Source organism: Oryzibacter oryziterrae (assembly GCF_021864535.1).
Classification (GTDB): Bacteria; Pseudomonadota; Alphaproteobacteria; order Rhizobiales; family Pleomorphomonadaceae; genus Pleomorphomonas; species Pleomorphomonas oryziterrae.
Window position 1 is genome coordinate 38,130 of sequence record NZ_JAKJIC010000011.1, and the last position, 18,975, is coordinate 57,104.

17 protein-coding genes are annotated in these 18,975 nt (G+C 64.2%); 11 read left to right on the plus strand and 6 right to left on the minus strand.

The genetic code is table 11. The features are described 5' to 3' along the window. Positions 1-3: 3 nt before the first annotated feature. Positions 4-1,524: an L-piperidine-6-carboxylate dehydrogenase gene (gene amaB / locus L2I41_RS12945; RefSeq protein WP_237153991.1), complete on the minus strand. Its 1,521-nt coding sequence runs from the start codon at positions 1,522-1,524 to the stop codon at positions 4-6. A gap of 383 nt (positions 1,525-1,907) precedes the next feature. Here amaB and gcvA point away from each other — a divergent pair, with 383 nt between their 5' ends. Then, complete coding sequence (gene gcvA, locus L2I41_RS12950) at positions 1,908-2,804, plus strand: transcriptional regulator GcvA (protein ID WP_237153992.1); 897 nt, start codon at positions 1,908-1,910, stop codon at positions 2,802-2,804. Between the two features lie 14 nt (positions 2,805-2,818). Here gcvA and L2I41_RS12955 read toward each other — a convergent pair whose 3' ends face one another. After that, on the minus strand, positions 2,819-3,424 hold the full coding sequence (locus L2I41_RS12955; protein WP_237153993.1) for a LysE family translocator: 606 nt from the start codon (positions 3,422-3,424) through the stop codon (positions 2,819-2,821). A gap of 416 nt (positions 3,425-3,840) precedes the next feature. Between L2I41_RS12955 and L2I41_RS12960 the strand changes: the two genes are divergently transcribed. From L2I41_RS12960 to L2I41_RS12985, 6 genes are all read left to right on the plus strand, one after another. Beyond that, positions 3,841-5,031 carry an aminotransferase class V-fold PLP-dependent enzyme gene (locus L2I41_RS12960; protein ID WP_237153994.1) on the plus strand — a complete coding sequence of 397 codons (1,191 nt, stop codon included), beginning with the start codon at positions 3,841-3,843 and terminating at the stop codon, positions 5,029-5,031. 164 nt (positions 5,032-5,195) lie between these two features. Next, positions 5,196-6,158 (plus strand): HpcH/HpaI aldolase/citrate lyase family protein, encoded by a 963-nt coding sequence (locus tag L2I41_RS12965; RefSeq protein ID WP_237153995.1) that lies wholly within the window; start codon positions 5,196-5,198, stop codon positions 6,156-6,158. Between the two features lie 250 nt (positions 6,159-6,408). Next, on the plus strand, positions 6,409-7,590 hold the full coding sequence (locus tag L2I41_RS12970; protein WP_237153996.1) for a malate--CoA ligase subunit beta: 1,182 nt from the start codon (positions 6,409-6,411) through the stop codon (positions 7,588-7,590). 12 nt (positions 7,591-7,602) lie between these two features. After that, positions 7,603-8,502 carry a succinate--CoA ligase subunit alpha gene (gene sucD, locus L2I41_RS12975; protein WP_237153997.1) on the plus strand — a complete coding sequence of 300 codons (900 nt, stop codon included), beginning with the start codon at positions 7,603-7,605 and terminating at the stop codon, positions 8,500-8,502. Between the two features lie 79 nt (positions 8,503-8,581). Further along, positions 8,582-8,899, plus strand: a complete 318-nt coding sequence (locus tag L2I41_RS12980; RefSeq protein ID WP_237153998.1) for a helix-turn-helix domain-containing protein — start codon at positions 8,582-8,584, stop codon at positions 8,897-8,899. Positions 8,900-8,910: 11 nt separating this feature from the next. Beyond that, complete coding sequence (locus L2I41_RS12985) at positions 8,911-9,885, plus strand: 2-hydroxyacid dehydrogenase (RefSeq protein WP_237153999.1); 975 nt, start codon at positions 8,911-8,913, stop codon at positions 9,883-9,885. A 459-nt stretch (positions 9,886-10,344) separates the two neighbouring features. On the opposite strand, the gene L2I41_RS12990 is transcribed toward L2I41_RS12985, so the two are convergent. Next, positions 10,345-11,334 carry a transporter gene (locus L2I41_RS12990; protein ID WP_237154000.1) on the minus strand — a complete coding sequence of 330 codons (990 nt, stop codon included), beginning with the start codon at positions 11,332-11,334 and terminating at the stop codon, positions 10,345-10,347. A 281-nt stretch (positions 11,335-11,615) separates the two neighbouring features. Here L2I41_RS12990 and L2I41_RS12995 point away from each other — a divergent pair, with 281 nt between their 5' ends. Further along, complete coding sequence (locus L2I41_RS12995) at positions 11,616-13,583, plus strand: putative bifunctional diguanylate cyclase/phosphodiesterase (RefSeq protein ID WP_237154001.1); 1,968 nt, start codon at positions 11,616-11,618, stop codon at positions 13,581-13,583. 19 nt (positions 13,584-13,602) lie between these two features. Here L2I41_RS12995 and ybaK read toward each other — a convergent pair whose 3' ends face one another. The 3 genes from ybaK to L2I41_RS13010 form a co-directional block, all read right to left on the minus strand. Then, positions 13,603-14,079, minus strand: coding sequence for a Cys-tRNA(Pro) deacylase (ybaK, locus tag L2I41_RS13000; protein WP_237154002.1), 477 nt, complete (start codon positions 14,077-14,079; stop codon positions 13,603-13,605). A gap of 54 nt (positions 14,080-14,133) precedes the next feature. After that, positions 14,134-14,901 carry an alpha/beta fold hydrolase gene (locus L2I41_RS13005; protein ID WP_237154003.1) on the minus strand — a complete coding sequence of 256 codons (768 nt, stop codon included), beginning with the start codon at positions 14,899-14,901 and terminating at the stop codon, positions 14,134-14,136. Positions 14,902-15,046: 145 nt separating this feature from the next. Next, positions 15,047-15,292 (minus strand): DUF2249 domain-containing protein, encoded by a 246-nt coding sequence (locus L2I41_RS13010; protein WP_237154004.1) that lies wholly within the window; start codon positions 15,290-15,292, stop codon positions 15,047-15,049. A gap of 242 nt (positions 15,293-15,534) precedes the next feature. Here L2I41_RS13010 and L2I41_RS13015 point away from each other — a divergent pair, with 242 nt between their 5' ends. The 3 genes from L2I41_RS13015 to pfkB all read left to right on the plus strand — a co-directional run bounded on the left by L2I41_RS13015 (position 15,535) and on the right by pfkB (position 18,931). Continuing rightward, positions 15,535-16,854, plus strand: coding sequence for a peptidoglycan-binding domain-containing protein (locus L2I41_RS13015; RefSeq protein ID WP_237154005.1), 1,320 nt, complete (start codon positions 15,535-15,537; stop codon positions 16,852-16,854). 173 nt (positions 16,855-17,027) lie between these two features. Continuing rightward, positions 17,028-17,504 carry a 2TM domain-containing protein gene (locus L2I41_RS21700; RefSeq protein ID WP_476191809.1) on the plus strand — a complete coding sequence of 159 codons (477 nt, stop codon included), beginning with the start codon at positions 17,028-17,030 and terminating at the stop codon, positions 17,502-17,504. 458 nt (positions 17,505-17,962) lie between these two features. After that, the gene (gene pfkB, locus L2I41_RS13030) at positions 17,963-18,931 is read left to right on the plus strand and encodes a 1-phosphofructokinase (RefSeq protein WP_237154006.1); all 969 of its coding nucleotides are present in this window, start codon (positions 17,963-17,965) and stop codon (positions 18,929-18,931) included. The last annotated feature ends 44 nt before the right edge of the window (positions 18,932-18,975 follow it).

The window sequence follows — 18,975 nt, forward strand, 5'->3', positions numbered from 1 at the left end:
GGCTCACTCCACGTCGAAGCTGACGCCCTGCGCCAGCGGCAGGTCGCGTCCGTAGTTGATGGTGTTGGTGGCGCGGCGCATGTAGGCCTTCCAGGCGTCGGAGCCGGCCTCGCGGCCACCGCCGGTTTCCTTCTCGCCACCGAAGGCGCCACCGATCTCGGCACCGGAGGGGCCGATGTTGACGTTGGCAATGCCGCAATCGGAGCCGACCACCGACAGGAAGGTTTCAGCCTGACGCAGGTCGTTGGTGAAGATGGAGGACGACAGGCCCTGCGGCACGTCGTTGTGCAGCTTCAGCACCTCGTCGAAATCGGACCAGCGCATGACATAGAGGATGGGGGCGAAGGTCTCGGTCTTCACCACGTCGGCCTGGCCGGGCATCTCGACGATGGCGGGACGGACGTAGTGGGCATCGGCGCCCACATCCTCGCGCGTCCGCTCGCCACCGGTAACGACGCCGCCGGCGGCCTTGGCGGCGCTGAGCGCGCCCTGCATGCGATCGAAGGAGGCCTTGTCGATCAACGGGCCGACCAGCACGCCGGCTTCACGGGGATCGCCGACCTTGACGGAGCCATAGGCCTTCTTGAGGCGGGGGACGAGGGCGTCATAGATGCTGTCGTGGACGAAGAGGCGGCGCAGCGTGGTGCAGCGCTGGCCGGCCGTGCCCATGGCGGCGAAGGCGACGCCACGGACGACGAGATCAAGATCGGCGCTGGGGGCGATGATGGCGGCGTTGTTGCCACCAAGCTCAAGGATGGCGCGGGCGAAGCGTTCGGCCAGACGCGGGCCGACGGCGCGGCCCATGGCGGTGGAGCCGGTGGCGGAGACGACGGGCACGCGGGTGTCGTTGACCAGCGCCTCGCCGGCGGCCTTGCCGCCGATGACGAGTTCGGACAGGCCAGCCGGCGCGCCGGCGCGGGCAGCGGCCTTCTCATAGAGCGCCTGCACGGCGAGCGCGGTGAGGGGGGTCTTCTCGGACGGCTTCCAGACGACGGAGTCGCCGCAGACGAAGGCGAGCGCCGCATTCCAGGACCAGACGGCGACGGGGAAGTTGAAGGCGGAGATGATGCCGACGACGCCGATCGGATGCCAGGTCTCCATCATGCGGTGCGAAGCGCGCTCGGTGGCGATGGTGAGGCCGTAGAGCTGGCGGCTGAGACCGACGGCGAAATCGCAGATGTCGATCATTTCCTGCACTTCGCCGAGGCCTTCGGAGGTGATCTTGCCGGCCTCGATGGTGACGAGGCGGCCAAGATCGGCCTTGGCAGCGCGCAGTTCCTCGCCGAACAGGCGCACCAGCTCGCCGCGCTTGGGTGCGGGCACCTTGCGCCAGGCGAGGAAGGCGTCATGGGCTCGGCCGATGGCGGCGGACATGTCGGCGGCCGACGCTTCCTTGACCGCGCCGATCACCTCGCCGGAGATGGGCGAGCGCACGGTCATGGTGCCGCCGGTGAAGGCGGATGCGGCAACGCCGAGGCGGGCGAGGATTTCGGAGGTTTCAGCGGCAAGTGCGGACGCGGTCATGGGGGCCTCTTGGGGCTGGGTGTGTGGGCCGGGGGACGGCGCAAAAGTTGGCGCAACCTTGAAGGGACTGCGCTTTCGTTTCTTTGGGTTACCCCCCTCTCCAACTCTCCCCCTCAAGGGGGGAGAGAGAATGCGCGCGGTTCACGCCAGAACCTCTTTAGGTCGAAAGGCTATGGCTGGAACCATCTAGGGCTCTCTCCCCCCTTGAGGGGGAGAGTTGGAGAGGGGGGTAACGCGGTCTCCGGTCGAACTCCTCGGCGGCGAGAATGCCAACCGAAATCCCACGCAGTTCCCCTGACAGTGTGATGCGTTTATCACCGGAGAGATCATTCCCCGCAAACGATGATTTATGGTAGGATCATGAGTATTTCTCATGAAGTGGGATGACCATGGCTCGTCTGTTCCTGCCGTCCATGTCGGCGCTGACCGCCTTCGAGAGTGCGGCGCGGCACTTGAGTTTCTCGCGGGCGGCCGATGAGTTGCATCTGACGCAAGGGGCGGTGAGCCGGCAGATCCGGCAGTTGGAGGCCGATCTGGGGCTCGATCTGTTCGAGCGGGTGAACCAGCGCGTCTTTCTCACTGACGGGGGGCGCAGCTATTACAAGGACGTGCAGAAGCTGCTGGGGCAGCTGGCGTCGGCGACGGAGCGGGTGATGGCGACGGCGGGGGCGGCCGAGGTGCTGAATCTGGCGGTGCTGCCGACCTTTGCGGCGCGCTGGCTGCTGCCGCGGCTGAGCGGCTTTCTCGACGGACATCCGGGCGCGACGATCAACTTTTCGGTGCGATCGGAGCCCTTCTCCTTTGCCGACGATCCGCTGGACGCCGCGATCCACCACGGCGAAGCGACCTGGCCGGGGGCGATCTGCGAGGCGCTGTGCCCGGAGGAGGTGCTGCCGGTGGCCTCGCCCCGATTGACGGCGAGCCATGAGATCGGCGCGCCGGCGGATCTCGTCAACATAACCCTGCTCCACCAGACCACGCGTCCGACGGCCTGGCGCGACTGGCTGGATCTGGCCGGCGCACCGTCGGCGCTGGCCTTCCGGGGGCCGCGATTCGACCAGTTCGCCATGGTGGCCGAGGCGGCGGTGGCCGGGCTCGGGGCGGCACTGATGCCGCGCTTCCTGATCGAGGAGGAACTGAAATCGGGCAAGCTCAAGGTGCTGTTCGACCTGCCGCTCAATTCGGGCACCAGCTATTGGTATGTCTATCCGGAGGCCAAGGCGGGCTCGCGGATCGTGCGGGCCTTCGGCGACTGGCTGCGCAGCATCTCGGCCCGGTGAGGGCCGGAAGCCAATCAGGTGCCGAGCATCAGCCAGACCACCATGCCGGCGAGCGCCACCGCCGAAGCCCGCCGCACCAGTGTCTGATTGCGGCCCGATGACAGCCAGGGCCGAATGCGCGCGGAGACCAGCACCAGGGCGAGGTGAACCGCCGTGGCAATCGCAAGATAGATCGCGACGAGGATGATCATGTCATGCAGGGCCGCATCCGGGGGCGGGGGCAGAAAGTCCGGGATGACGGCGATGAAGAACACCAGGCTCTTGGGATTGACCACGTTGGTCAGAAAACCGCGCAGAAAGTGGCGCCCCAGATCGGCGGCGAGACTGTCCTCGGAGGGTTTCTCGCGTTCTTCCCGCCAGGCCTCGACCGCGAGATAGGCCAGCATGGCGATGCCGAGCCAGCGCATCGTCTGATAGAGCGGAGGATGATCGGCGATGATGGCGCCGAAGCCGACGGTGGCAATCACGGCCTGCACCGTCAGTCCGGTGGCGACGCCGGCGACCGTTGCGAGGCCGGCGCGGCGCCCCTGGGTCAACGACAGGACCACGAGGTAGCCCATGTTGGGGCCCGGCGTGAGTTCCATCAGCGACACCACGGCGATGAACTGCACCAGATACATGCGCCCTCCCCACGGAATCGATCCGCCATCCGTTTCGCTGCCCGAAACATGGAGCAGACAAGGCAAGTCGTCTGCTGATTTCGCACCGGAGGAATGACAAAACGCGACCGGGCGTCGCAGTCAAAATCCGTCGATTGATAGACAAGTTCAATCAGATCCCGGAAATACCTTATAAAACGCCTTTTAGGCCGGCATCCCAAGCCATCCGCAAAGTCCCTTAAGATTTCCCTTTGATGCCCTGAAGAAAAACGAACTGTTCCCGAAAACGCTTCGGCAGCAGGATCATTTTCAGGAGGAAGCCGAACAATTCAAGTCCTTAGCGAGCCTGATCTGAAAATGATCTTGGGCACGGACGGGAGAGTTCGCTTCGGAAGTCAGTATTCGCTAACAAGCGACTTCGGAGGGACAAGACGATCATGCGCTATCACACCGGCCTCTTCATTCCCGGCCCCACCAACGTGCCCGATCAGGTGCGCCGCGCCATGAACCTGCCGCAGGAGGACATGCGCTCGCCGGACTTTCCGAAGCTGACGCTGCCGCTGTTCGCCGACCTGAAGAAGGTCTTCAAGACCGAGACCGGCCAGCCCTTCATCTATCCGTCTTCCGGCACCGGCGGTTGGGAAGCGGTGCTGACCAACACGCTGAACCCGGGCGACAAGGTGCTGATCTCCACCTTCGGTCAGTTCTCGCTCTTGTGGGCCGACATGTGCCAGCGTCTCGGCTTCGAGACCGTGGTCGTCGACTGCGAATGGGGCGAAGGCGTGCCGGTGGAGACCTTCCACGACATTCTCGCCAAGGACAAGGGCCACACCATCCGCGCCGTGCTGGCGACGCAGAACGAGACGGCCACGGGCGTCACCTCCGACATCGCCGGTCTGCGCAAGGCCATGGACGCGGCGGGGCACCCTGCCCTCCTTTATGTGGATGGCGTGTCGTCGGTGGGCTCCATCGATTTCCGCATGGACGAATGGGGCGTCGACGGCATCGTGTCGGGCTCGCAGAAGGGCTTCATGCTGCCGACCGGCCTCGCCATCATCTGCGTCAGCCAGAAGGCGCTCGAAGCACACAAGTCGTCGAAGTTCCCGCGCTGCTTCTTCTCCTTCGAAGACATGATGCGCACCAACAAGGACGGCTACTTCCCCTATACGCCGGCGACCACGCTGCTCAGGGGCCTGCGCGCCTCGCTCGACCTGATGTTCGAGGAAGGCCTCGAGAATGTGTTCGCCCGGCACAATCACATCGCCACCGGCGTGCGCAAGGCGATCGAGGCCTGGGGCTACGAGCTCTGCGCCAAGGAGCCCAAGTGGCATTCGGACACGGTGTCGGCGATCAAGGTTCCGGCCAATATCGACGCCGTGAAAGTGATCCGCCATGCCTTCGACCGCTATGGCGTGAGCTTCGGTTCGGGCCTCAACAAGCTCTCGGGCAAGGTGTTCCGCATCGGCCATCTCGGCGCGACCTCGGAGCTGCTCTTGCTCGGCGCGGTGGCGGCAGCAGAGATGTCGCTGGTGGACTGCGGTGCCGACATAGAGCTCGGCTCCGGCGTCGCAGCCTGCCAGACTTGGTATGGCGGCCGCCGGAATATCGAAGCCGCCAAGGCGGCGTGAGGGAATACCCCCCTCTCCAACTCTCCCCCTCAAGGGGGGAGAGAGAAGCGATCCCCTCGTCTCAACACCACTCAAATGTTGCGATCGATCCCAGCCTCGATCCCTCTCCCCCCTTGAGGGGGAGAGTTGGAGAGGGGGGTATCGGACGCAAGGAAAGCCTCATCATGTCCTTCACCCAGTACAAGCCCGTCAAGACTCGCGTTCAGCGTTCGACCCTCGCGGTGCCCGGGTCCAACCCGGCCATGTTTGCCAAGGCGCTCGAGTCCGATGCCGACTTCATCTTCCTCGACCTTGAGGATGCCGTGGCGCCCAACGACAAGGTGCCGGCCCGCGAGAACATCATCAAGGCGCTCAACGAAATTCCCTGGCGCGCCCGCGGCAAGACCATGTGCGTGCGCATCAACGGTCTCGATACCCACTGGATGTATCGCGACGTCGTGGACGTCGTCGAACAGGCCGGCGAGAATCTCGACACCATCCTGATCCCCAAGGTGGGCGTCCCCGGCGACGTCTACATGGTGGAAGCGATGGTGGCGCAGATCCGCGAAGGCCGGAACATCCAGAACGAGATCGGCCTGGAAGCCCTGATTGAGACCGCCCTCGGCATGTCCAACGTGGAGATCATTGCCCAATCCTCCCGCAAGCTTGAGGCCCTCCACTTCGGCGTTGCCGACTTCGCCGCTTCGCGTCGCTCCCGCACGGTGGTGATCGGCGGTCTCAATCCCGATTATCCCGGCGACCAGTGGCATGCCGCCATCGACCGCATGGTCACGGCCTGCCGCGCCTATGGTCTGCGCGCCATCGATGGCCCCTTCGGCGATTTCTCCTCCCCCGAAGACTACATCAAGGGCGCAAAGCGGGCCGCGGTCCTCGGCTGCGAGGGCAAATGGGCGATCCACCCCAGCCAGATCGCTCTTGCCAACGACGTGTTCTCCCCGCCGCCCGCAGAAGTGGACCGCGCCCGCCGCATTCTCATCGCCCTCGAGGAAGCTGCCGCCCAGGGCAAGGGCGCTGCCTCGCTCGACGGCCGCATGATCGACGCCGCCTCCGCCCGCATGGCGCAGAACGTGGTGACCGTGGCCGACGCCATCGCAGCGAAGGCCACGCAGAACGCCAAGGCCGCGTGAGAGCCTGACCAGAAACTCTACTGGGCCGGGCATCTGCCGCAGCCCAGCGAATTTCAGATCAGGCTCTGCGGAGCCGGAGACGCCCCCCCTCTCCCGCAAGGGGAGAGGGAACGATGAGCAGAACTTGAGAGAACAGCCAATCCAGCCAGGTGCGTGGCATCAGCCGCGTCCCCTCTCCCCTTGCGGGAGAGGGACAGAGACAAGGTGAACCCGGTCTCCGCCTGAAAAACACTGCCGAGGGAAAACGACCATGGACATTCATGAATATCAGGCCAAGGAGATCCTGGCCAAGTTCGGCGTCCCCATTCCGATGGGCGGGCTTGCCTACAGCCCCGAGCAGGCGGCCTACCGGGCGCGCGAAATCGGCGGTTCGGTGTGGGTGGTCAAGGCGCAGGTGCATACCGGCGGTCGTGGCAAGGCGGGCGGCGTCAAGGTCTGCAAGTCGGAATCCGACGTCGAGGAAGCCGCCGAGAAGATGCTCGGCCGCAAGCTGGTGACGCATCAGTCCGGCCCGTCCGGCAAGATGGTCAACCGCCTCTATGTGGAAGGCGGAGTGCATATCGCCCGCGAACTCTATCTCGGCTTCGTGCTGGACCGCTCGGAGCAGCGTGTCATCGTCATCGGCTCGACCGAAGGCGGCATGGACATTGAAGAGGTGGCGGCGACCAAGCCGGAGAGCATCGTCAAGATCTCCGTCGAGCCGGCGGTGGGCATGCAGGCCTTCCAGGCCCGCGAATTGGCCTTCAAGCTCGGCCTGCCCGGCTCGGCGATTGCCGACGCCACCCGCGTGATCCTCGGAGCCTATCGCGCCTTCCGCGACAAGGACGGCATCATGCTGGAGATCAATCCGCTTGTCTTCACCGAGGAAGGCCAGCTGATCGCCCTCGACGCCAAGATGAGCTTCGATGACAACGCCATGTTCCGCCACCCGGACATTTCCGAGCTGCGCGACAAGAGCCAGGAAGACCCACGCGAGACGCAGGCGGCCGACCGTGGCCTATCCTATGTGGGCCTCGACGGCGACGTCGGCTGCATCGTCAACGGTGCCGGTCTCGCCATGGCGACCATGGACATGATCCTGCTGGAAGGCGGGGCACCTGCCAACTTCCTGGACATCGGAGGTGGTGCCACGCCCGAGCGTGTCGCCAAGGCCTTTCGCCTTGTCACGCAGGATAAGAATGTGAAGGCCGTGCTGGTCAACATCTTCGCCGGCATCAACCGCTGCGACTGGGTGGCCCAGGGCGTGGTGAAGGCGGTGGAGCTGGCCGGGCTGGAACTGCCGCTGGTGGTCCGCCTGGCGGGCACCAATGTGGAAGAAGGCCGCCGCATCATCGAGGAGAGCGGCATCAACGTCATCTCCGCCAAGACCCTGGCCGAGGCTGCCCGCCTGTCGGTCGCCGCCGCCCAGTCGGCCACCAAGTCCGCAGCCTGAGGAGCCAGTGCCATGTCCGTACTCATCAACAAGAATTCGAAGATCATCGTCCAGGGCATCACCGGCAAGATCGGCTCGTTCCATGCGGAAGACATGATCCGCTACGGCTCGCCCGTGGTCGGCGGCGTCACGCCCGGCAAGGGCGGCACGGAAGCCCACGGCAAGCCGGTGTTCAACACGGTGAAGGACGCGGTGGAAGCCACCGGCGCCGACACCTCCATCGTCTTCGTGCCACCGCCGTTCGCCGCCGACTCGATCATGGAAGCGGCCGATGCCGGCATCAAGGTCTGCGTCGTCATCACCGACGGTATCCCGACCCAGGACATGATGCGCGTCAAGCGCTACATGAAGCGCTACAAGGCGGAAGCCCGCATGCGCCTGCTGGGGCCGAATTGCGCCGGGGTGATCACCCCGGGCGAAGCGCTGGTGGGCATCATGCCCGGCCACATCTACCTGCCTGGCCGCATCGGCATTGTCGGCCGTTCCGGTACGCTGGGCTATGAGGCGGCGAGCCAGCTCAAGGAAATCGGCATCGGCGTTTCCACCTCGGTGGGCATCGGCGGCGACCCGATCAACGGCTGCTCGCATCGCGACATCCTCGAAATGTTCGAGAACGATCCCGAGACAGATGCCGTGATCATGATCGGCGAAATCGGCGGGCCGCAGGAAGTGGAAGCCGGCATGTATGCCCGCGATCACATGACCAAGCCGGTCTGCGCCTATATCGCCGGCCTCTCGGCGCCCAAGGGCCGCAAGATGGGCCACGCCGGCGCCATCGTGTCGTCGGTCGGCGAAAGTGCTGCGGAAAAGGTTGAGATCTTGAAGTCCTGCGGGGTAACCATCGTCCCCACGCCCGCCGAGTTCGGCTCGACGGTGCAGGGAATGCTGGGAATGAGGGCAGCCGCCGAATAGAATCAGCAAGATTGCCATTTTCTGGAAACATTGCTAATCTCTACTTTGCTTTGATGGAGGCAAAACAAGGGATTATCTGATGTCGAAAATCAATGATCTGAGCCCGGCGCAATGCCGTATGGCCCGTGCAGCACTCAATATGACCAGAGATAAATTAAGTGAAACAGCGCAAGTTTCTGCCAGAACAATTGGCGATTTCGAATCTGAAAAACGCATTCCAATTCCTGCAACTCGTCAAGCTCTTCGTCACGCCTTCGAAGTACGTGGCATTGACTTTTCAGCGGGCAACAGCGTTGGAATAACGACTGCTTTTCGCGGAATTACTTTAAACCCGAGAGATATCGGTCACGGACCTGCAATTGACGATGAAAACAAAAGCCAGGAATGCAACAGCTAGAGGCTACCGATATGTCGGATAAGAAGAAGGTTCTGGTCACCCGGAAGTGGCCGGCGGCGGTCGAAGACAGGCTGAAGCAGCTCTATGACGTCACGCTCAATGTCAGCGACGTGCCGATGAGCGGGGCTGAGATCCGGCAGGCGCTCAAGGACTATGACGCGGTCTGTCCCACCGTTTCCGACAAGGTGGATGCGGCGGTGCTCGACGTTCAGAACCCGCGGGCGAAGATCCTCGCGAGCTACGGCGTCGGCTACAGCCACATCGACACGGAAGCGGCCAGGAAGGCGGGGCTTGCCGTCACCAACACGCCGGAAGTTCTGTCCGAATGCACCGCCGACCTTGCCATCACCTTGATGCTGATGGCGGCGCGGCGGGCCGGCGAAGGCGAGCGCGAAGTGCGCGCCCACAAGTGGACGGGCTGGCGCCCGACCCACATGATCGGCACCAAGGTGTCGGGCGGCGTGTTCGGTGTGCTCGGTTTCGGGCGGATCGGGCGCGAGGCGGCCAAGCGGGCGCATTTCGGCTTCGGCATGAAGGTGATCTACTTCGACCCCTTCCCGGTGAAGCCGGAACTGGCAGCGGAGACAGGGGCCGAGCAGCGCGCCACCATCGAGGAGGTGCTGAAGGAAGCCGACGTCGTCTCGCTGCACATGCCCGGCGGCAAGGACAACTATCACCTGATCAACGACGCGCGCCTCAGCCTGATGAAGCCGACGGCCATTCTGGTCAACACGGCGCGCGGCGAGGTGGTCGACGGGGTGGCACTGGCCAATGCCCTCAAGAAGGGCGTGATCAAGGGTGCCGGCCTCGACGTGTTCGAGGGCGAGCCGCGCATCGTCACCGATCTCTACGAATGCGAGAACGTGGTGCTGCTGCCGCATCTGGGCAGTGCCACCGCCTCGACCCGCGAGGCCATGGGCTGGCGGGTTCTGGAAAATCTCGAGGCCTTCTTCGCCGGCAGTACGCCGCGCGACCGGGTGGCCTGAGAGCCTGCCTCGAAACTCTACTGGGCTAGGCATCTGGCTTCGATTTCTGTGCTTCCGGTACTCACGAACTTCAAGTTCGCTCCGTTCCGGTTCTCGAAACCAACGCCAACTGCCGCAGCCCGGCGAGTTTCAGGTCAGGCTCTACTCGAAACATGGCGCGGCGGGCAGCAGCTTCTCCTTGCCCGCCCCGCCATCCGGATCATCCCCGTTGGGGGACGGGGATGATCCGAACCCTTTGGCCAACTCGCTCAGATGCTGTCGCATCGGCTCGTTGAGATCATCTGCAATTTCTCACCTGCAACAGATGCGTGAGAAATTCCAATGCGGAACACCGAGAGCCACATGCAAATGGCCCTCGGCATGTAGACCCTCCGGTCTGCGCAAAGGGGGCGCGGACCCAGACTGAAAAGGCCTCGTTCCAAAGGGACGGGGCCTCTTTTTTGTTGGGCACAGTGCCGTTCAGAGGATGCCGGCCCGCTTCAGGAACCACCAGGCGCCGCCGACCGAGGCGCAGCCGAGCACAAAGGCCAGGAAAGTTCCGAAATGCTCGCCGGCAAATGGCAGGCCGCCGGTGTTCATGCCGAAGAAGCCGGTGACGAGGGTCGGCGGTAGCATGAAGGCGGTCATGACCGAGAGGATGTAGAGGTGACGGTTGGTTTCCGAGGAGATCTTGGAGTCGATTTCTTCGTGCAGCAGGCGGGCGCGATCCTGCAGCGACTGGATCTCCTGGTAGACCGGGCCGAGATACTCGACCAGACGCTCGGCCATATCGACGGAGCCGGCGGGCAGCTCATGCGAATCGGCGTCGTGGCCGACCCGGCGCAACAGCGAGATGGAGGCGCGCAGCTGGCGGTTCAGGCGCACCACTGTGCGGCGCACGGGACCCAAGCGACGGCGTTCATCGCGCGGGGCCACTTCGAAGACATAGTCCTCGATGGTGTCGAGCTCGTCGCGCATGTCGGCGACGAGGCCATCGACCACCCGCTCGAACTCGCGGACGATGGATTCGAACACTTCCACCGGTTCGCGCAGCGACAGACCGCGTTCGACCGCAAGACGCGTAGCCTCGATGCAGCGCAGCGGATGCAGGCGGGCGGTGATGATCAGCCGGCCGGTGACGGCAAAGCGGAACCAGCCGATGTCGTGGGTCTCGTAGTCGAAGGCGCGTTCAAGGTCGGTGAAGACGCCGTGCAGCACGCCCTCGTCAGTGGCCAGCGTCACGTGCGTGTCGCGATCGGTCAGCGTGGCGCGTGCCTCGACCGGAAGGCCGGCGATGCTCTCCAGAAACTTCGGTACGCGGGCATCGCTGAGGGCAAGATGCAACCAGACGAAGCCTTCCGGCACGACCAGATCGAGCCCCTTGGTCGACGCCGGCAGGGCGACGCCCTTGGAGCCCGTCCCATCGAAGCGGTAAGCCCAGACGAAGCCGGGTATTTCGGTATTCAGCACGGTCCGCTCCCCGTAATGCTACGCCGGCAAATTCCAGGTCATGGATAGAATGAGTTCATGACAGCCGTGTATCCGTCACAATCGCTCTGTGCAACGAAATGATCAGGCACGCAGCGTTTGCCATGCATCTGAATGTTCAAATACAATCGCAGCTCGTTCATTATTTTTACCTATACACCGGACGTTAATATTCACGGACCACCATACCTCCCGAGTATCCTCGCACAAAATGTGAACAGCCCGGGGTCCCCGCGGCCCCAGCAGAGTTGGCAGCTTGCCGAATGTCCCGTTTCCGTTTCTCGTTTCCACGGCATGATCCGGAGCTCGCCCAGGCTCAGCTGGCAGCCTTTGCCCATCAGATCCCCCTGCTCTACTTCATTTTGCTTGTGAACACGGTCGCTGTTTCGGTGACGCATTACCACATGGCGCCGGCGTGGCTGACGGTGGGCGTTCCCTGTGCGTTGTTCGCAGTGTGCCTCAAGCGGTTCCTGGGCTGGATTGGTACGCACAGGCGCCAGATTCCGACGAATATCGCGGTGCGCCGACTGAACAGCACGATTGCACTCGCCGTGCTGCTGGGCATTGCCTTCTCCGTCTGGAGCCTGTCGCTCTATCCCTATGGCGACATGGAACGGCACATGCACCTGGCCTATTACATGTCGCTGACGCTGATCGGCATCGTCTTCTGCCTGATGCATCTGCGGGCGGCGGCTCTGGGACTGATCGCGGCCGTGGTGCCGGCCTTCCTGGTTTTCTTCGGCACGCGCGGGTCCATCGTCCTGACGGCCATTGCCATCAACTTCGCGCTGGTTTCCGGGGCGATGCTGACGGTGCTGCTGACCTACTATCGGGATTTTGCCAGCCTCATCTCCTCGCGCAAGCAGTTGCTGGTGCAGACGGAAAGCGCTCGACGCCTGTCGGACGAGAACTTCCGTCTCGCCAACCTCGATGCGTTGACCGGACTGCCAAATCGCCGGCGCTTTCTCTACGAGCTGGAACAGCGCGTTGCACAGGCGCAGGCCGTGGGCGGGGCTTTCGTTGTCGGTGTGATTGATCTGGACGGCTTCAAGCCGGTGAACGATGCCTTCGGCCACGCCGTCGGCGACAAGGTGCTGATCGAGGCCGGCCTGCGGCTGCAAGCGGCGGCTTCCGAACGCATCTTTCTGGCGCGTCTCGGCGGCGACGAATTTGGCGTCATCATCTCCGGCGCCGCCAGTGACGACGAGTTGCACGCGATCGGCGACCAGCTGAGTACGGCTTTGCGCAAACCGATCAACCTGAGCGGCATCGTCGCGCGCGTTTCGGGCTCTTGCGGCTTTGCGCGTTTTCCGGAAAACGGGCGGGCCAGCGCGGCCCTGTTCGAGCGCGCCGACTATGCGCTCTACTTCGCCAAGCATTACAACAGAGGCCAGTCGACCATTTTCTCCGGCTCGCATGAGGCAAAGCTGTCCGAGCAAGCGCGCATCGAGCAGGCGCTGCAGGCTGCCAATCTCGAAGCCGAGATGCACCTGATGTATCAGCCGGTCGTCGACACGGACACGCAGAAGACGATCGCCTTTGAAGCGCTGGCGCGCTGGGTCAGCCCGGCCTTGGGCAGCATCGGCCCGGCAACCTTCATTGCCATTGCCGAGCGTTCGGGGATGATCAGCCGCCTGACCGAGATCCTGTTCCGCAAGGCACTAGCCGAGGCGCATCGCTGGCCCGACGACGTGGGGCTGTCCTTCAACCTGTCGGTCCACGATCTGTCGCTGAAGAACATGGGGCAACGCCTGGCCGCCATCATCGATACGGCCAAGATCAATCCGGCCCGGATCAGTTTCGAGATCACCGAGACGTCGGTGATGAAGGATGCCGCGGTGGCGCAGGCCAATCTTGATGCGTTGATCGCGCTGGGGTGCTCGATCGCCCTGGACGACTTCGGCACCGGGCAGTCCAATCTCGCCTATGTGCATCAGCTGCCGCTCAGCAAGATCAAAATCGATCGCAGTTTCATTGGCGGGATCGAGGCCAACAAGGTCAGTCGCGACCTGATCCGCACCATCATCGACCTGTCGCGCAATCTCGGCTGCATGTGCGTGACGGAAGGCGTGGAGACCGCAGCGCAGGTGATCATTCTGCGCACGCTGGGCTGCCGCTACATCCAGGGCTATTTCTACGGCAAGCCGATGACGGGCAACGAGGCCCTCGCCCGCATCGCCGGCGAACGCGTGGTCGGGATCAAGAGCGCGACGGCCCGCGCGGCGGTGTGACACCGCGCAGGCGCGAGGCTCAATCGGCCATCAGCGGAGCAACCTTGGCGTCGAGCGCGCGTACGGCGTCGGCCGGAGCCAGATGAACCTGCAGGCCGCGCTGGCCGCCATTCATGTAGACCGATTGCTCCTGCATGGCCGCCGCCTCGAAGGCGGTGGGCACCAGGCGCTTCTGGCCGAACGGGCTGATGCCGCCCACATGGTATCCTGTCAGACGCTCGGCGTCGGCGGGGGGCATCATGGCCGCGGTCTTGCCGCCGAAGGTGGCCGCCAGCTTCTTCATGCTCACTTCCTTGTCGGAAGGCACGACGACACAGACAGGCTTGCCATCCACCTTGGCCATCAGCGTCTTCAGGACACGATGGGGCTCGACGCCAATGGCTTCCGCCGCCTGCATGCCGATCCGGTCGGCACCCGGGTCGTAGTCATAGGTGAGGACTTCGTAGGAAACCTTGGCGCGATCGAGGAACTGGGTGGCACGGGTCGTCTTGGACATTGTGGAATCCGGGTATCTGAAGTCGTCGCATCCAAGCTTGCAGTTGCCGACCCGTCAAGCGGCGAGCGCGCCGACGAAGGCAGTCAGCAGACGGTTCACGATCATGGCGTGCTCCACATGAGGCATGTGACCACACTCCGGCAGGATCAGAGTGTTGCCGCCAAAGGCCTGAAGGCGTGGACGGTCGAGCGCGTGGATCTGGTCGCCCTCGCCCCAGATGACCAGGCGCGGCAGGTCGGTGGTGGCGATGCGGTCGAAACAGGCGCGGGCTTGCGCGAAGATGGCTGGCATGGCGGTGGCAAGGGCCGTCAATGCGGGGCGGCGACCGGGGGTATCGAGGCCGGCAAGGACATAGGACACCATCATCCGGTTGATGAGGCGCGGACGCGAGACGAGATGGCGCAGCAGGTCTTCCGCAATCGCCGGGTCGGTGAGCACGGGATACTCGGCGAGGAAGGTCATGTTGACGGTGGCGCCGAGGCCGACCGGTGCGATCAGCGACAGGGACCGGACGAGATCGGGGCGCAGTTCGGCAAGGCGCGCGACGATGGCGCCACCGAGAGAGTGGCCGACGAGATCGACCGACCGCAGGCCCGCGTCGTCCACGCCAGCGGCGACGGTGCCGGCAAGTGCGTCGAGCGTGGGTTCGTCGGCCGTAGCAGGGGTCTGGCCATGGCCGGGGAGATCAAGCGACCAGACGTCAGCGGCCGCCGACAAGGCCGGCTGGTTGGCCGACCAGGTGAGATGGTCGGCGCCGAAGCCGTGCACGAGCAGCATGGGGGCGCCGGTGCCGCCCGGGTGGCGCAGGGAAAGGACGCCCATGGCTAGACCGCCCGGTGCGCAAGGCGGGACAGGACGAACGCAAGGGGACAGGTCATGAGTACTCCGGCTTGCCTCTGGATCGGGTTGACGCCGATAGCACGGAAAGCCGGAGACTGGAAATCGGCATGACTGACGTAAAGGACCGTCAGTTGCGGGCGATCTCGATGCGCCAGACGTCGGGGCCAGCCTCAAGCGGGCGCCAGCCGAAGCCGCCGGGGGCACGCTCGGCGAAATGCGACTTCAGACCGACGGGATCGTGATCGTTGACGATCTCGATGGCCTGGCCGGGGACCAGCGAATCGAAGTGTCCGAAGATGATGGCGCGGCGGTTGGCGCAGGGCAGACCGCGCACATCGAGCACGGCGGTGATTTCGGCGGTGGCTTCGGTCATTGGGAAGGCTCCTTGGCTGTGAATGACCGTCATTTTGCCCTGCCCAAGGCCGACCGTCTTTGCGCAGCAACAACATCGAAACGACGATGGCATTTTCCGCGTGCATGTGGTTGTGTTCCCAATGGCAAGCAATTGCGCGCTGGCATATGATTGATTGTCCGATCCGTTTTTCTACGCCCCGCTCGGGCCTCTCCCCTGTTCAAGTCTGCGTTTGGATCATCTCTTTTTTCGAGGAGTTCATCTTGAAGACCGATCTCACGAAGCTTTGCTCGGCGAGCGCGCTGGCTTGCGCCCTCAGCCTCTCCAACGTCGGCGGCGCCATGGCGAACGGTGGCGACTTTGTCGGCGGCATGATCGCCGGCGGCATCATCGGCACGATCGTCGGCTCGCAGATGAACAATCAGCCGCGGCATGTCTATCGGGCGCCGCGCGTGGTGGTGGTCGACCCCGCGGTGACGGCCTATTGGCGGAACGTGCAGCAGGCGCTCAATGAAGTGGGCATCAGCGTCGGTCGACCCGACGGCGTGCCGGGGAACCGGACCCGTTCCGGTGTGCGCAACTTCCAGATCAGCCTCGGCAACGAGCCGACCGGCACGCTGACGCAGCCACAATACTCGGAGCTGATGCGTCAGGCCGGCATCGGCGTTGCCATGGGCGGCGGACCGGTGGACACGCCGCCAGCCTATGTCTTCGCACCGATGACCGGCCAGCCGCAGATGGCACCGATGGCGCCTGTCATGGTCGCTCCGGCGCAACAGCAAGGCATGGTGCCGGTGGCCGTGGCGCCGCAGCCGGTGGCCGTTCCGGTCACCAACTTCGCTCCGGCTGCGGCGGCGGAAGCCGCGCCGGCAATCGCAACGGCTGAGGTTCCCCAGCAGCAGGTGGCAGCCGTCGAGGCCCCGAAGGCGAGCGCGGCCGACAAGGCCATGCTCGATTCGCTCATCACGCCCGCCAAGGCTTTGGGGGACGCGGATATCGACGCGATCGCAAAGCAGTCGAGCGTGCTCGGCGTGCATCTCGGCGATGGCGCGAGCGCGGCGTCGCAGACCTTTGCCAATGGCGTGGGTGGTTGCCAGACGTCCGGCAGTCTGACCGAATGCGCCGGCAAGACGGATGCCTTCACCGACAAGGCCTCCTTTGCTGCCATTGGATCGGGTGCCGACCAGAAGGTCTACTTCCTCAGCCGTGACATCGAGTTTGCCAAGCCGGTTCCCAAGGAAGCCATTGTCGGCAAGCTCGGCGAGACCATCAAGGCGATCATCGAAGCGCCGAACATGGTGCTGTCGACTTCGGCGGCCTGTGACCGTTCGGCCGGCAGCGATCTCGACGCCCGCGAGGCGGCCATTGGCGCCTTCGCCCGCAGCCCGGTCACCGGCGCGGTGGGCGTGGCGCAGTTGCTCGGCACCTGCGGCGCCTATTTCGCGGCGGTGATCCCCGAGAAGGATGGCCTGGCGACGGGCTTGCGCGTGTCGCTGTTCGACGGTCGCGCCCTGCCCCACGATTCGGCGGCGCCGGCGGCCAGCGCCGCGCCTGCGGCGGTACCGAGCAATCTGAAGTTCTGACAAGGCCAAAGGCCGGGCGGCCTGCCCGGTCTCCATCCCTCTCGCAGCTTCGCCTGCAAGCCCGTCAGGGACCCGCCATCGTCATGACAGTGGCGGGTTTGACGGGTGGCTGACGTGGTGGCAGCGTGTCTTCTGCCTCTATCTCCTGGCTGTCGAACGAGAGGACAGATGCCATGCTGGTTCAAAAGCTCAGACTGCAAAAGGGATGGTCGCAGGAACAACTGGCGGCCGTCAGCGGGCTCAGCGTGCGAACAATCCAGCGGATTGAAAGCGGAGACAAAGCCAGCCTGGAAAGCCAGAAGGCGCTCGCGTCTGTCCTTGAGGTCGAGATTTCCGACTTGCTGCAACAGGAGACAGACATGATCGCCGCTTCGCCCATTTCCAGCCAGAACGAGGAAGCGCTGGCCTTCGCCCACGTCCGCCGCGTCAAACGGTTCTATGTTCACCTGATGCAATATGTCCTGGTGATCACCGTACTGTTCGTGGTGAACATCCTGACCAACCCGCATTACATCTGGGCGGCCTGGCCGGCGCTGGGATGGGGTGTCGGCATCGCCTTCCACGGGCTCATGGTCTTCGACAAGGTGCCGTTCCTGACGGCGGACTGGGAGAAGCGCATGGTGGAGCGCAAGCTTGGTCGGCCGCTCTGAGGCATGCATTGCGGTGCGAATCTGGCGGCGACCGCGGCCGTCGCCCCTTCTGCAGCGCTGACTCGCCTTGTTGACGGTAGCCGCAAAGCCTCCCGATGGCCGCTAGGGGCCGTCATCGGGTGTTCTTCGTAGAAGTGTTGAAATCGATTTCAGGCAGAATTCTGCGGTTGATAAATATGGGACGGTGACGATACGCGTTAGTGCCGAGTTTTTGGTAACTTGGCTTGTGATAGTAACGGCACAAGCGTTGAAATTGATTTCACGGGAATGATGAGTTCCCGCGTTCCAGAGCCCGGCGTCATGAGTGATAGGTCCAAATGTTTGCCACTTTCCGTCGTGTCCGGCGATGCCGCCTGCGCGCGGCGCGAGGAAATTGGCCATTTTGACCACTGGGCAAACATTGGAACGAGGCTAGACTGCGGGCACTTCACAGGCAGCCTGCAGATCGGAGATCGAAAATGATCCCGCCCATTACCACCGTCACGCTCAATCCGGCCGTGGACCTGACCGTCACCCTCGACGTGCTGCGGCCCGGAAAGGTGCACAGGGCCAATGATGCGTTGATGACCGTTGGCGGCAAGGGCATCAATGTGGCCGGTTGCGTGGCCGATTGGGGCATTCCGGTGATCGCCACCGGCGTGCTGGGCCGCGCCAACGAGAGCCGATTCGCCGACTTCTTCACCGACAAGGGCATCGAGGACCGCTTCATCCGCTATCCCGGCGAGACGCGGACCAACATCAAGCTGGCCGACCTTTCGACCGGCACCACCACCGACATCAACCTGCCCGGCCTGCCCTTCGATGCGGAGACGCAAGGCCGCGTGGTGGCCAACCTGACCCGCGAGATCACGCCCGGCGCCCTCGTGGTGTTGGCTGGCTCGGTCCCCACGGGTCTGCCGACCTCGACATGGGCGGCGCTGATTGCCGATCTCAACAAGCTGAAGGTGCGCGTGGTGCTGGACACGTCCGGCGCGCCGCTTGCGGAAGCGCTGGCGGCCAAGCCTGCCGATCTGCCCTACGCCATCAAGCCGAACCGGCTGGAACTCGAGACCTATTTCGGCGAGCCGCTGAAGACCGAAGAGGCCATCGTCGCCGCTGCACGCCAGCTGGCGTCGCGCGGCATCGAACTGGTGGTCGTGTCGCTCGGCGAGCAAGGCGCGATCTTCCTGCGCGGCGACCATGTGCTGGCGGCCAAGCTGCCGGTGGTGCAGGCGCTCAGCACCGTTGGTGCCGGTGACGCCATGGTGGCGGGCATCGCGACCTCGCTGGCCGACAATCTTTCGCTCGAAGCCCTGGCCCGCCGGGCCGTGGCCTTCGCAACCGCCAAACTCGGCTTCATCGGCCCGCGTCTGCCCGAACCGGACGACGTGCGCGCCATGGCCAGACAGGTCCAGATCCGCGATCTGAGCCCGACCTCCGGGAGCTAGATCCGTATACGGCGGCGCCATGGCATCTGCACCGAGCGCCGGCC

Coding starts and splice junctions, on each gene's coding strand:
- amaB (WP_237153991.1), bottom strand. CDS start 1,524: ATGACCGCGTCCGCACTTGCCGCTGAAACCTCCGAAATCCTCGCCCGC.
- gcvA (WP_237153992.1), top strand. CDS start 1,908: ATGACCATGGCTCGTCTGTTCCTGCCGTCCATGTCGGCGCTGACCGCC.
- L2I41_RS12955 (WP_237153993.1), bottom strand. CDS start 3,424: ATGTATCTGGTGCAGTTCATCGCCGTGGTGTCGCTGATGGAACTCACG.
- L2I41_RS12960 (WP_237153994.1), top strand. CDS start 3,841: ATGCGCTATCACACCGGCCTCTTCATTCCCGGCCCCACCAACGTGCCC.
- L2I41_RS12965 (WP_237153995.1), top strand. CDS start 5,196: ATGTCCTTCACCCAGTACAAGCCCGTCAAGACTCGCGTTCAGCGTTCG.
- L2I41_RS12970 (WP_237153996.1), top strand. CDS start 6,409: ATGGACATTCATGAATATCAGGCCAAGGAGATCCTGGCCAAGTTCGGC.
- sucD (WP_237153997.1), top strand. CDS start 7,603: ATGTCCGTACTCATCAACAAGAATTCGAAGATCATCGTCCAGGGCATC.
- L2I41_RS12980 (WP_237153998.1), top strand. CDS start 8,582: ATGTCGAAAATCAATGATCTGAGCCCGGCGCAATGCCGTATGGCCCGT.
- L2I41_RS12985 (WP_237153999.1), top strand. CDS start 8,911: ATGTCGGATAAGAAGAAGGTTCTGGTCACCCGGAAGTGGCCGGCGGCG.
- L2I41_RS12995 (WP_237154001.1), top strand. CDS start 11,616: ATGTCCCGTTTCCGTTTCTCGTTTCCACGGCATGATCCGGAGCTCGCC.
- ybaK (WP_237154002.1), bottom strand. CDS start 14,079: ATGTCCAAGACGACCCGTGCCACCCAGTTCCTCGATCGCGCCAAGGTT.
- L2I41_RS13005 (WP_237154003.1), bottom strand. CDS start 14,901: ATGGGCGTCCTTTCCCTGCGCCACCCGGGCGGCACCGGCGCCCCCATG.
- L2I41_RS13010 (WP_237154004.1), bottom strand. CDS start 15,292: ATGACCGAAGCCACCGCCGAAATCACCGCCGTGCTCGATGTGCGCGGT.
- L2I41_RS21700 (WP_476191809.1), top strand. CDS start 17,028: ATGCTGGTTCAAAAGCTCAGACTGCAAAAGGGATGGTCGCAGGAACAA.
- pfkB (WP_237154006.1), top strand. CDS start 17,963: ATGATCCCGCCCATTACCACCGTCACGCTCAATCCGGCCGTGGACCTG.